The 12,896-nt window shown below is 41.8% G+C and carries 16 protein-coding genes; 13 read left to right on the top strand and 3 right to left on the bottom strand.

The genetic code is table 11. The features are described 5' to 3' along the window. From OB236_RS38020 to OB236_RS37990, 7 genes are all read left to right on the top strand, one after another. A complete protein-coding gene (locus tag OB236_RS38020; protein ID WP_262688673.1) occupies positions 1 to 144 on the top strand; it encodes an XkdX family protein in 144 nt (47 codons plus the stop codon). A gap of 1 nt (position 145) precedes the next feature. Beyond that, positions 146 to 2,581, top strand: coding sequence for a phage tail spike protein (locus OB236_RS38015; RefSeq protein ID WP_262688672.1), 2,436 nt, complete (start codon positions 146 to 148; stop codon positions 2,579 to 2,581). A gap of 70 nt (positions 2,582 to 2,651) precedes the next feature. Then, positions 2,652 to 3,476 carry a copper amine oxidase N-terminal domain-containing protein gene (locus OB236_RS38010; protein ID WP_262688671.1) on the top strand — a complete coding sequence of 275 codons (825 nt, stop codon included), beginning with the start codon at positions 2,652 to 2,654 and terminating at the stop codon, positions 3,474 to 3,476. A gap of 71 nt (positions 3,477 to 3,547) precedes the next feature. Beyond that, on the top strand, positions 3,548 to 3,739 hold the full coding sequence (locus tag OB236_RS38005) for a hypothetical protein (RefSeq protein WP_262688670.1): 192 nt from the start codon (positions 3,548 to 3,550) through the stop codon (positions 3,737 to 3,739). A gap of 59 nt (positions 3,740 to 3,798) precedes the next feature. Next, positions 3,799 to 4,074, top strand: coding sequence for a hemolysin XhlA family protein (locus tag OB236_RS38000; RefSeq protein ID WP_262688669.1), 276 nt, complete (start codon positions 3,799 to 3,801; stop codon positions 4,072 to 4,074). 13 nt (positions 4,075 to 4,087) lie between these two features. Further along, the gene (locus OB236_RS37995; RefSeq protein ID WP_262688668.1) at positions 4,088 to 4,366 is read left to right on the top strand and encodes a phage holin family protein; all 279 of its coding nucleotides are present in this window, start codon (positions 4,088 to 4,090) and stop codon (positions 4,364 to 4,366) included. Beyond that, positions 4,363 to 5,025: a glycoside hydrolase family 73 protein gene (locus tag OB236_RS37990; protein ID WP_262688667.1), complete on the top strand. Its 663-nt coding sequence runs from the start codon at positions 4,363 to 4,365 to the stop codon at positions 5,023 to 5,025. Before OB236_RS37995 ends, OB236_RS37990 begins: the two co-directional genes overlap by 4 nt. Positions 5,026 to 5,069: 44 nt before the next feature. Here the strand turns inward: OB236_RS37990 and OB236_RS37985 are convergent, their stop codons facing one another. Together OB236_RS37985 and OB236_RS37980 are read right to left on the bottom strand one after the other, a co-directional pair. Further along, a complete protein-coding gene (locus OB236_RS37985; RefSeq protein ID WP_262688666.1) occupies positions 5,070 to 5,813 on the bottom strand; it encodes a DUF5131 family protein in 744 nt (247 codons plus the stop codon). Between the two features lie 56 nt (positions 5,814 to 5,869). After that, positions 5,870 to 6,931, bottom strand: a complete 1,062-nt coding sequence (locus OB236_RS37980; protein WP_262688665.1) for a three-Cys-motif partner protein TcmP — start codon at positions 6,929 to 6,931, stop codon at positions 5,870 to 5,872. A 251-nt stretch (positions 6,932 to 7,182) separates the two neighbouring features. Between OB236_RS37980 and OB236_RS37975 the strand changes: the two genes are divergently transcribed. The 4 genes from OB236_RS37975 (at position 7,183) to OB236_RS37965 (ending at position 9,014) form a co-directional block, all read left to right on the top strand. Beyond that, positions 7,183 to 7,806: a restriction endonuclease gene (locus tag OB236_RS37975; protein WP_317259420.1), complete on the top strand. Its 624-nt coding sequence runs from the start codon at positions 7,183 to 7,185 to the stop codon at positions 7,804 to 7,806. Positions 7,807 to 7,829: 23 nt separating this feature from the next. After that, positions 7,830 to 7,916 (top strand): topoisomerase DNA-binding C4 zinc finger domain-containing protein, encoded by an 87-nt coding sequence (locus OB236_RS39905; RefSeq protein ID WP_317259428.1) that lies wholly within the window; start codon positions 7,830 to 7,832, stop codon positions 7,914 to 7,916. 508 nt (positions 7,917 to 8,424) lie between these two features. Then, positions 8,425 to 8,634, top strand: a complete 210-nt coding sequence (locus OB236_RS37970) for a hypothetical protein (protein WP_262688664.1) — start codon at positions 8,425 to 8,427, stop codon at positions 8,632 to 8,634. Further along, positions 8,631 to 9,014 (top strand): hypothetical protein, encoded by a 384-nt coding sequence (locus tag OB236_RS37965; RefSeq protein ID WP_262688663.1) that lies wholly within the window; start codon positions 8,631 to 8,633, stop codon positions 9,012 to 9,014. Before OB236_RS37970 ends, OB236_RS37965 begins: the two co-directional genes overlap by 4 nt. A gap of 73 nt (positions 9,015 to 9,087) precedes the next feature. Here OB236_RS37965 and OB236_RS37960 read toward each other — a convergent pair whose 3' ends face one another. Further along, positions 9,088 to 9,282, bottom strand: a complete 195-nt coding sequence (locus OB236_RS37960; protein ID WP_262688662.1) for a hypothetical protein — start codon at positions 9,280 to 9,282, stop codon at positions 9,088 to 9,090. A gap of 229 nt (positions 9,283 to 9,511) precedes the next feature. Between OB236_RS37960 and OB236_RS37955 the strand changes: the two genes are divergently transcribed. Together OB236_RS37955 and OB236_RS37950 are read left to right on the top strand one after the other, a co-directional pair. Next, the gene (locus OB236_RS37955; RefSeq protein ID WP_262688661.1) at positions 9,512 to 10,543 is read left to right on the top strand and encodes a hypothetical protein; all 1,032 of its coding nucleotides are present in this window, start codon (positions 9,512 to 9,514) and stop codon (positions 10,541 to 10,543) included. A 16-nt stretch (positions 10,544 to 10,559) separates the two neighbouring features. After that, on the top strand, positions 10,560 to 12,842 hold the full coding sequence (locus tag OB236_RS37950) for a hypothetical protein (RefSeq protein ID WP_262688660.1): 2,283 nt from the start codon (positions 10,560 to 10,562) through the stop codon (positions 12,840 to 12,842). The last annotated feature ends 54 nt before the right edge of the window (positions 12,843 to 12,896 follow it).

Below are 12,896 nucleotides of genomic sequence, written 5' to 3'. Positions count from 1 at the left end.
ATGAGTGAAGATTTCGAGCGCCTAAAATCCTATTTCGAAAAGAAATGGGCGACCAAAGCGCAGCTCAAAAAATATGTCCAGTTTGGAAAGATCTCACCGGAGGAATACGAAACCATTACAGGCGAACCTTACGAGGTGATTTAACATGCTTACCGTATTTGATAGAAACATGTTGCCTGTCGGAGTCCTCCCGAGCGCCTCAGAAGTAACCAGAAAAAGACGACTCAATAGTGATTATGGGTTGTCTTTTTTGCTGCCAATGAATATCGCAGATTACACAGAAAAGATCACGCTCAAAGGACATGTCCGAGACGAGAAGGGCCAATACTATTTCATCGACAGTCGGAGCCGTGTCAGGGATGGCCTTAAGCTCATGGCACAGATTGATTGTCAGCACGTTATGTTAAGACTGGCAGATTTCAAGATGCCCTATGAGTCCTACATCGAAGAAGGATTTGGGGTTAACATCCTATCCCTTGCTAACCTGATAACAAATGCAACTGGTGGCAAATTCCTCTTTGTGATCGATAACACGTTCGAACTGCAAGACATCAAAGATTTCGGCCGCGGGAACGCGTTGCAAGCTTTACAGTTCATCATCAAAAAGTACAGCTGCGAAATGATCCCAAACAATTTCGTCATCCACCTGAAGCAGCAGGTCGGTGCTGATACTGGTATGCAGTACCGTTTCAAAAAGAACATCATATCCAACAGTTTTAAGGATGACGCCAGAACGCTTGTAACGCGAATGTATAGCCAGATGAAGGACGGACTGTCTTTCATAGGACTTACAGCATCCAACCTCACAGCAGAAGAATACGCCTTGCTGAATGCGATACCTGGAGCAATCGTGGGCGGAGTGATCAAGGTTAACTACTTGATATCCCCCTATGCAAGCCATTGGGCGAACAGCACGAACGCTTACTATGATGGGGAAATCATTAACCAAGATATCGAGGACCCGTTAGAACTACTGGAAGCCACACGTAAAGCGCTCAAAGAGCAAGAGGTGCCAATCATTGATGTAACCATAGACGCGGCTGATTTGCATAAAATCGATGGCACAGAGCCACAACCGGATATGGGCGATACCGTCATGTGTATTGATCCCGATATGGAAATGAATATGATCTCAGCCCGAGTGATCGAATTGACGGAATATCCCTATGAAATGGACAAACATACGTCCGTATCACTTGCCAACTTCATGCTGCGGGATGAGATGGACATCATAGCCGATCTGGACAAGTCCAAACGAGTCGTAGACAACCTGCTCAGCGGGGCCAAGATCCGAACTACGGTCTTTGAAGATTTTGCAAAGCTCGCCATCTATGATATCAACAACTCAAAGACAGAAGTTAAGTACGATGAACGTGGTATCGTGCTTCAGGACAAGACGAACGCTCAGAATCAGGTTGTGCTCAGCTCCAACGGCCTATACCTTACAACGAACGGCGGAGCGAGCGCACGAGCTGCTATAACAGCAAATGGTATTGTAGCAGAGGTTATTGTCGGTATCCTTGGGGATTTCGTAAAACTCCGGGCCAATCAAATCGTAGTAGGGGATGCCGGGGAGACAATCGGTGACGGACTTTTATCCAGCGGAGCATCATGGAATCAAAAAACAACCTTGCTTTTGTCTACCGGAATTTATACCGGAACGCTCACAACCAACCAACTCATAGCTGGATCTGCTAAAATTTCATCAGCATTAATTGACAGCATCAAGGCTAATCAGATAGATGTAACTGGCGGCAAAATCATTGCCTCGCAGATTGATGCAACCAACCTCCAAGTAGTTGCAGCCAATGTAACAGGTAAACTGGTAGCCTCTCAGATTGATGCAAAGGATCTCCATGTGTCCAGTGCAAACATTGACGGCACTATAACAGCTGACACCGTAAAATCAACTTGGGTATACGCAGGGACCTTAACAGCACAACAAATAAATGCAGTAAACGGCATAGTCCTGGGGGCTAATGCGAGCATTAATTGGGCCAGTGTTACGGCTCCTTCATACACACAAATTAACGGGACCAAGCCACCATCTAATGCAGATAATACGACTGATTCAATTGGAGCAAGCAGGCTTACGAAGATTACTTCAACGGGCGTATACACAGGAACCGTTGATGCCTATCAGGTCAATACGGTAGGTCTGGCAGCAGAGAAAATCTACCAAGCGGGCAGCCCTTCTAATTACGCAGTTATTGGCGGATCATATGGTAATTTAAGTTTAAACTATTTCGGAGGCGAGTTTTTCAGAATTGACAATGATATTTCTGGGGTTGACTTAATGTGGCAAAGTGGAATCTCTTTTCTTAGGGTAACGAGTTCCAATCCATACCCAGGTCGAGCAGCAAAACCTAAAGGAGTATGGGATTTTACAGATGCTACTGTATACGCAGGATCTATACCAATCAATGCGATATACAATTTGCAAACTCAACTCAATGCGTTAATAACAAGATTAGAGTATTTGGAAAATAATGCATTCATTCTTTCATATCGTAACGGTGGCAATATCGTGTTCAACAGTAAAAACATTGCTGGTAAAGATTCAACAAGCGTACTGGATTAATTACTGTTTTCCCAATTATGTAAATTAGCTTATACTAGAGGTAATTTACAAAAGAAGGAGTTGAAAATTAATGAGAAAGTATATTATTGGAGCACTATTTGGATTTTTAATAGCTTTTGCATTTTCGGCTCATGCAGAAGTAGTTAATATGTTCGGGAAAGTTGTCGACGGTAGCTTTCCTTTGCAGATTAATGGACAGAAGGCAGAAAAAGATGCGATTTCGATAGAAGGGACGAGTTACATTCCAGTTAGATCGGCAGCAGAAATATTTGGATATGACGTTTCATTCATCGACTCACAGGTAATTTTAAAGAAAAAGGAGGGCGATGTAAAAATGAATATAAATAGCGGAGTCATTTCTGAAGAAGACCGAATAAAAATAGATAAATCGGAGGCTGAAAAACAAGAAAATTTAATAAAACTAGCAGATATTGAAGCAAAATCAAAACAAGAACAAGCAGAGTTTGAGGCTCGCAAACAATTCGGCATAGAGCAAGATGCAAAAATAGCAGCTGATCGTAAAGCATGGGAAGAGCAACAAAATAGTTATCAAATCGCATCGCTAAAGCTTGTAATGAATAGTAAGGAAGTTAAACCCGATGCATTTTATAAAAAAGGTACAACATATCTTCTGTCGGTTAGAATGCTTGCCGAAGCGACTGGAGCAGATGTTACATTGGATGAAACGACGAAACAAATGATATTCAAGTTAGACAAGAACATCTTGAAGTTGACATTGAATAGTACTACTGGATATCTAAATGATCGTCAAATAAATTTGGAAACAAGTCCTGTTATTTTTAAAGATGTAACATTAGTTCCGGTTCGTATTATTGTAGAGGCGCTTGGCGGTAAAGTTGATCAAACAGAGACAACGTTGACAATAACTAAATAGAAGGTCTCGTATCAGACATTAAGCCCCTCCAATTAAAGAGGGGCTATTTCATTTGAGGGGAGGTGAAACATTTGGCTCAATACACTCCAAAAGCGGATATAGTAATTGACCTTACGCGCCCGGTAGAAGAATTACAGCAAGTTATCTTATTAGCTACCTATGGACCTGAACAACACGAATTACTTAAGCAGCTCGACCTATGGTTAGGTGAGACATTAAGTAAAATTGAAGAAGCAAAAGCTATTGAAAATAATAATGAATAAATGAATCCAGCCGTATAGGTTGGGTTATTTTTATGCCTTAGGGCGGGGAGGGGATCAGCATGCCTGATGACATACAGAAAGTTTCGGATCAACTGACCAACGTTCGGCTGGATCTCCGGGAGCTTTCAACGAAAGTGGATAGCCTGAAAGACATTACACGGAAACTTGATGAGGTGGATGACCTCGCGAAGAAGTCGATGGAATCAACAAAGGCGGCGCATCATCGCTTGGATAAAATCGATAAGGTTAACACATGGCTGGTCACTACAGCTATTGGATCAATCATTCTAGCGGTGATTGGTTTTGTTATTAAAGGTGGACTCAATATCAAATAGGGAGTTGTTGTTAATGGAATGGAACGCAATAGCACAATTGATCGACCCGCAATTATTTCTGGTTCTTGCTGCTTGCTGGATCATTGGATATGCCCTAAAGCAATCTGCAAAGGTTCCAAATTGGACCGTAATTATTTTTGTGACCATCTTCGCGGTCATATTCTCACTTTTAATTCTTGGACCCTCGCCGCAATCGGTACTGCAAGGTATTTTGATTGGAGCTGTCGCCGTATATGGCTATGAAGTTTATAAGGCCGTCAAGCAGGCCAGTAAGGGGGATGAGAAGCAGTGAAAGCACAAGACTTTATTGCTATCATCGCACCTATGGCTGTAGCCGAGCAGCGGCGAACCGGAGTTCTGGCCAGTATTACCATTGCCCAGGGTGCTATCGAATCCGGCTGGGGAGCAGCGGCCCCCGGTAATAACCTGTTCGGCATAAAAGGAACGGGACAAGAGTTTATGACACAGGAATACATTAATGGCCACTGGCTAAACGTAGTGGATGGGTTCAGGACTTACGATAGCTGGGAAGGATCGGTGATTGATCATAGTAATTTCTTGGTCGAGAATGGCCGTTATGCCCGAGCTGGATTTTTCGATTGCTGCAAGGAGCTGGATTATGTCGGAGCTGCACGTTGCCTGCAGGATGCAGGATATGCGACTGACCCGAGCTATGCGGTGAAGTTAATTTCGATCATTGAGAGCAATATTTTACAGCAGTATGACTATATTAAAGAAACACAAATTAAGGAGGATGAAACGAATATGCCAATGAAACTGGAACAATGGCAATGGGATATGCTTTATGAGGTAATGGGAACGGCATATAACGCAAAGCAGCTCAATTGGGTTTGGATGCAAAAGATCGTAGACAAGACGCTCACAGCTTCGGAGCTGGCGTTTCTGAATACGGTGCTTGATGGTAGGATAGATCGGGGAATTGAGGTTTAAATAGCAAAGCCCTCGATCCTGCAGGAAAGAGGGCAAATTCAATACTATCCAAATACTAATTGTGGCTGGACCTGTTCTGGCTCGTCAGGGAACTCATCCCATGTTCGGCCTTCAAGGATTCTTCCGGTTCGGTGTTTTTGTACACCTCCCCATTGTTTGAAGAAAAATGCTACATTCTGTTCAAGACATTGATCGCGAATGTCAAGAACCCACTGTTCCTCCATAGGTCGTGCCCCGTGTCCTGATTCTCCACCAACAATTGCCCAATGTATCCCTTCGAGATTCAAGTTCACAATTGGACCAATAAGCGGTTCGATTGAGAGAAAGCGTACATGAGCCGGTACCTGTCGCAAATGATCAATGCGGTGTACAACTCTTTGATCTTCTACACTTACGCCTTGCCAAACATTTTTAGGCCAAGGCAGTTTGTCTGATATCTCCAATAAACGATCAGATCTTTTAGTGAGAATTTGAAATGTATGCCAGTGAGCTTTTTCCATCGAAGCAAACACTTTCTGAATAAATTCCAGTGGAATATCTTTATGGAAAAGATCAGACATAGAATTAACAAATATTCTTCTAGGTTTCTTCCAAGTCTGAGGAAGATCAATTAAGTCGTGGTGAAGTGTTATATTAAAACCATCAGCATACCTTGGATTTCCCATAGCATGAAGTCGTTTCGCCATAGTCGCCGCGTAGCAATGGCGGCATCCATCTGAAATTTTTGTACAGCCGGTTACGGGATTCCAAGTTGACTCTGTCCATTCAATACTTGACATTGTAGCCATTATTATCCCTCCTTATTACTACATTATATCATATACGTCAAAGGGAACAAGTGTTCTCAAGGATTAAACTTTATTTTTGTTCCATCTTTAAACCCTGATTTACTATTATCAGGTCTAAACACCTGAATAGCTCCACTTTTAGACAAAGGTAACAGAGTCTTATTTTTCACATGTGTAGATAAGTATGGCGTGTTTATTAAAACATGTTTTAAAATAGCCTTAATGGATACTGTTTGTTCAGAATACTGGTTAAGTAAATTTATTTTTAGTGGTTCTAGATCGGGTTGATCTTCGAATAACACAAGCTGTCCTTTATCTGTTTTATCCCTAAAAGTAAAATTCCCCAATGGGTCTGCTTTCCACATAGCGATTTTCATTTTGTCTAAGCCAGTTTCACTGTTGGTAGCATATATTAAATCAAATATAGTAGCATTTTTTCTGTTTCTTACATTAAATGTTCTAATATAACTCACTTTAGCTTCCGATTTTAACTGACTAGAATATAAATCAAGGTACGCCTCGTGTTTTTCGCTTGGTATCAACTTCTCTAATCCGATCCAATCGGACGTGCCAAATAAATCGGTGTGATCTGTTACGTCAGTTGATCTAATGACCCCTGACACCATAAAATTGAAAAATACCTCGCAATATTTAAAGGACATAATCTTCTTAATGATATCAAACGGTACTCCCTTAGTGCCAAATGGGTCAATAAATGCGAAAGTAGGTGCGAGAGCCACTTTTACACTTTTTAGAAGTTCTTTCATCACTTTTTCAAACTTTCCATTTCTAGTAATGACTATAAACTCATCTGGGAGCTTTAATAATTCAATCTCAGAACATAGCGATTGAAATGATTTCTTGTCTTCCTCAATAAATACGAATATAAACTCTTTTTTTAAGAGTTTACTAGTATGAGAATGATATATTTCTGATGCAATTTTCAAAGCTTTAATGGGCGACCCATCTTCGCCACTAGAATACTTCCCCGGTCCTGCAAAACCATCGATGTAGATTATTTTTTCGAAAGTGAATGCCATAATCGGAAACCATGCTTTAAGGTAATTTTCAAGAACAATATGCTTGGCTTTGGTATGAGGTTTCATTTCCCAACTCATTTACTATCCATCCTCGTCTAATCATCTCCATCGGCTGGAGTATTTGCTCTAGTTGGCAAGTCATTCCATTTTACTACAAAAGTCCTATTTTCCGATATATGGAATATATGTTCGTGACAGTAAACGACAAAAACCTACACAGCCCTGGTGGTGAAGGTTTTTTTGTTTGCGGAGACTTGGCAAATATAAGGAGGGAATTTATACCGTAATGTCGAAATATGGAATATCTAAAGCAAGAAAGGAAGCAATGTATGGCTAGACGAAAAAGTAAAGCAAAACAAGAGGAAGAATTTATCAATGTGGTTTTCGTGTTATTCACTTTTGGGGCATTTTTCGGAACATATTACTTAACTAAATCGCTATCTACCTCTTTTGGCGTTACGGCCGTAGCTTTTGTCGCCGTAATAGTTGCAATGATTATCAGTAAGAAGAACTATAATGAAAAACTCAGGCGTTCTGGTATTGCAGATATCGATAAGATGGACGGAAGAGAGTTTGAACTTTACCTTGGTGAACTGTTCAAAAAACACAACTATGAAGTAAGGGTGACGCAAGCTAGCGGAGATTATGGAGCCGATCTTGTAATTGCCAAAGCAGGCAAAACAATTGTTGTCCAGGCTAAACGTTTAAAAAGCAATGTCGGAATTAAAGCAGTGCAAGAAGTTGTTGGTGCTATAGCGCATTACAGGGCTACTGAGGCTTGGGTTATCACCAACAGCGACTATACCGACGCAGCCCGAGAACTAGCTAAATCTAACAACGTCAGGCTGATCAGCCGCGAGGAACTGATTGAGTTCATTTTGAAAATGAATCCAGCTGCTGGCCCAAAACCGAGTAATCTGAAAATCGATCAGGAAAAACACCTGCAGGAATAACATGTTCCAAATGCGGGAGTACTATGGTTTTACGCAAGGGTTCTAAAGGTGAGTTTTTGGGGTGCAGCTCGTACCCTAAGTGCAAACACAAACATGCCAAAGCAATGTAAAAGTATTCGAGTCCTTAACCTTCGGGACGAGTTTTTTTGGTTTAAACAGGAAATCCCTTCCTACTTGTCGAATCATTTTAGTGGAGGCGAGATTATTGTTTGATGAAGCAAGTAAAATTGTAAATGAGGGTATGGTAAAACCATTTGGGTTTATTTTGTTATGTTGTTTTGTTTTCATTATCTTTCTAGTAATAGCTCACCAATCGATACTTCGATTCGTACCCAGTAAGCTAATGTTCTTGGTTGCTATGATCGGATGCATTTATATCTTCATGTACCTTGCAGGAGATACTGAACACTACGAGTGGGTCAAGGCCTTCGTAAGCAAGTTTTAAGAAATCTTTTCCACACTATAAATACCAATCACTTTGGAAACATTGATAGCCCTCATCCTTCGTGATCGAGGTTTTTTTTGTTTTGCAAAAAATACCTCTTGAAATAAGAATGCATGTTCGCTTATTATGAGAATAATGGGAATGTGTGTTCGTATAATTTGGAGGTGTTTGCTTTGGAAAAGGAAATCATAAAGCACATCGGCAAGACTATTGAGATCATTTACGTAGGTGCAGACGGACAAATCACACAGCGGCAGATCGAAGTTAGGTCCGTGAACAAAGACTTTGTAAAAGCACTCTGCTTGCAACGTAAAGCACCCCGGGTATTCAGGCTCGATAACATTCTGGCTATCCAACCAGCTGCAGGGAGAGTGATAGCGTGACCACTGTACAAAAACCAACCGAAGAAGAACAGGAAATGATACTCAACTCGCTGCTGTTACCCATGATGCTTACCATGATAGAGAGGAACGGCAAGGAATTCGAACTATCCACTAACATGCTACGTAGGTATTACATAGCAGCCACAGAAATCCTTATGAATCGTATTCATGCAGAAATGGTCAAAAATAAAAATGAGCTCAGGTCCAGACAAATCAAGGTCTTCGAAAATAACAAACGCATGGATGATGACCTACACTATAAATATATTTGCCGCGGATATGAGTATCCATTTTCCGTCATGCGGGATGTTGTAAAGTCGAGAATTAGCATCATGATGGGAGAGTACGTTAAGACGCTGCTTCATCAAATGAGGGAGTGAAAGATGTGTAGCTGAAAGTCAATGAATTAAAGTAAAGCCCTCTTCCCTTTTCGGGATTGAGGGCATTTTTTGTTTACAAGTATGTCTTGTCCATAACGCGAAGAGTTCCATTCTTGTGCAAAAGGATATGATACACTACGATACCTATTGTTAGTGTATATACATAGTCCGAGCAATCAGTTCCTTCTCTTCCCCAATATTTCAATTTACCCCGTTCTTCCATAAATGATTGTGCTTCTTCTAATGAAGAGAACTTTTCATTCTTCAAATTGAACCACCTCCAAATTCAGATGATTCAAATATAATACAAACATTTGTTCGTGTGAATATGAAATAAAGTTCATATATTTGAACATATTATTTTTAGAAAATGGATCATGAAATGGGTGTTGGAGTTGTTTAATGCAACAGGAACAGAAGTAACAAATCAATCTAACACAATCAAATCTGATTCGGATTCGCTTAATCCCAAATAAGTGGGACACATTTATTGTGGAATGATTACAAAAAAACGGAGGATATTCCCAATATTTAGATTTTTCAAGCTGCCATTGCTTCGCGAAACCCGCGGAACTTTCACCATCGAAGCCAGCTTTGTGATGCCGCTCATTCTGCTCAGCACGTTGTCGCTCTTATTCCTGGCGTTATTCGTCTTTCAGTCCTCATCCGCCCAGCAGTCTGCAGGAATTGCGGCTGATCGTGCCGCTTTTACATGGGATAACAGTACGAAGAATACGATCACAGGCGCCTATAATATTGGTGAGGATGATGGATTATATTGGCGGCTGCACAGTGACAGCATTTCGGATCTATTTGCATTCCTGATTCCCAATGCGGCTTCACAGGTAACCCTGCCTACTGCATCGTCTAGTGGAGATCGAAGTCCTGAGGGGAAGTTGCGTCGTATAGGCGCAGCGATTTCCAAGGAATGGAATGGGACGATGCAATATCGCAACAGCGGCATATTTAGAGAGGTGTCTGTATATCTCAATAAGCCTTTTCATTCGCCTAAATACGCGGAAAAGCTGCTCCTTCATGAAGTACAGTCCACGGCACAAGCTCAAGTGGTTGATCCCGTAGAATCGATTCGTATTATTGATCTGACACGAACATTTATTAGTGAAGTGAAAGGACGTTTGTCACCACGTGCTGCGGTTGAAACTTTTACGGAACCCACCTCAGTGCCAGAACCACGTGCTGTCATCAATAGTCATGCGAGTGCAGTTAAATATTTACAAATACTTGTTAACGGGAAGGCGGAGACAGTCAGGGTAAATGCTGCAACGGAGCGTCAAGTAGACGCCTTGGATGCCAATCAGGTTGCGCATCAAGCCTTTTACACCTTTAATGAAAACCAGCTTCGTCAAGTTCAAATGCCTAAGGATGCAGATCTGCTGCAAGAGGGCACCCAGATCAAAGGAGTCGTCTGGCACTTCTTTAAGCAATCCAGCAGGGATACGGTGACGCTCTCGGCCAGCTTTAGACAAGAGCTTCAGCGCAAAGGCATCGTTATAGTAATCCATGAGTAATAAGGGGGGATGTCGTTTGAAGTGGCTGCGGAGGCTGATAAAGGAACAGCGGGGTGCGGTCTCCTTGTATTTAATTTTGATATTGGTTCCTATGTTTTTATTTTGTGCATTACTAATCGATTTCTCGCGAATTAAGGTTGCCGAGAAGGAAGCTGAAAATGCGGTCAAAACGGGAGTTCGCTCTGTACTGTCGGCCTTTTCCCCGCAGCTGCACAATTATGGTTTATTTGCACTTGATCAGGAGCAGGAAAAAACGGAAGCTCTTTTTCTTAAAACTGTCGACGGTAACCTTTCGGGCTCCATCCAGGCGGCACATTTCCAGTTTATTGACCATCGTCTGGATAAAGGTGATTCCAGTATAACTTCGATGTATACGCTAGCCAACCATAAGGTGTTCAAAAAACAAGTTTTGGAGGAGATGAAATACCGGGCCCCGATGATTTATGCTTTGGAGCTGGCTGATAAATTTAAAAAGACGGGCCTTGCCACCACAATGTCTCAAGCGCAAAAATTTTCAAAAAATGCAATTTCGATAGAAAAATGGATCGAGGATCGTGATGATAAGCTGGACGATGCGTGGGATGCATGGGAAAGCATATACCATAAAGCACAAACAATGCATCCATTTTATAAAACTCAATTATCAGATTTAAACAAATTAAGCGAAAAGGTGGGTATTCATAACGTAGATGAAGTCAGGCAGTCTTTAAATGAAGCCAAGACGCATTTGAAAAACCTCGAGGAACAAATCAAAAGCATTGATAAAAGTATTGATTCCTTGGTGAAGGCGGGAGCGGGAGCCGCGGACTCGATTCGAGGACTTTCTGAAAGCAGAAACAAGCTGAATGAACAATTGAACGAGGTGTTTTACAAAGTAAGCGATCTGGAGCAGCTGCTGGAAGATACCATTAAATATGCCAGCTTACTAACCGTACTTAAGCTTCGTTCGACATCAGATTTAACTGCATTAAAAAGCTTTCTTGATAAGTTCGAAACAGCGCTGAATGCAGCCAAAACGGCGAATGATACATTAAACGCAGAGCTGAGCACTATAGATTCCGGTTCTAACGGTACGCCCGATTACCCTGCGGATCAGGTGTTTCAAAACATACATAGGATCAGCAGACAGGAACTGGATGATTATGGAACTCAAGCAGCGTCTAGTGTGGCTCTATTTTCTGGTTTGCAGGCACAGCTCGGTAGTATCTGGTTGTTTGACGCACAAAACTACCAGAATGCAGATAGAGCGAATGAATCATTTTGGCAAAAAGCGAATGATTTGTTTACCCAGCAAAGTCCCAAGGAAACGGCTCGGAATAAGAATAGGGACAGTGTAAAGACTTCAAAACGGGAACAAAGGAAAAAGGCACAGCCCTATCTTGATCAGATTACGAAGGCTATGGGCAGCTGCAGTCTGATTCAAACGTCGGACCCTTATAAAGAGAGCTATATTCGGCTTCAAGGAGATTCGTCGAAGGGCTCAGTTGGCTATTATCAAGGGTATATGATGACCAATGAGCAAGCCAATATGGCCCAGCCTGTACCTGATTTAGATTTCAAGGATGCGGATAAAGCTAACAACAGTGCGATGAGTTTAATTACTTCGTTCCAATCCATTTTGACTGATGTGCGTGATGAGTTCTATATAGATGAATATGCACTAAGTAAATTCAATTACCGTACGCTAGGGCTGGAAAAAGATGTGAGCGGATCCATCAAGGTATCCAAAGAAGCATCTCAGCCGGGCAGCCATCCGTTGACGAATCAAGAGGTTGAATATTTGTTGTATGGAGGTAACTCCTGCTTGAGTAATTACTCAATGGCCTATGGCGAAATGTTCGCCTTTCGTTTGGCAGTGGGTACAGCGGAAGCTTTATTGGAGCCGCATATTCAAGCGATGAACGCAGGTTCCCCTTTGCTGATGCTGCTGGCAGCAGTAGCTGAAGGTGCTGTGAAAGCACAGCTGGATATGGTCAAGCTGGTACAAGGAGATGCTGTTCCGTTGGCTAAAAAGCTGGGGAGTCTCGTTACACTGACTTATAAAGATTATCTGCGGATTTTTCTTCTTCTTCATAGTAGAGATAAGGTGCTGATGTCTCGCATGCAGGCATTGATTCAATTAAACACAGGGAAAGATTTGCAATTGAGTACAACGTATGTGTCAGGCACTGCCGCTACCTCGATAAGGCTGTGGTTTTTACCGGGAATTATGAAAATGCTCGGATCAACACAGTTATCCCCTTGTGAAGTGACCGGAAATCGGTGCCAACTTATAAGAACAGGTGCAATGTCTTACTAACGGTGGGATAAAGCTATATCGAAAGTTTTCTAAGTAAACTTTGAGGAGGTGAAA

It is taken from the genome of Paenibacillus baimaensis (assembly GCF_025567575.1).
This window is presented reverse-complemented; position numbering and strand designations above follow the sequence as displayed.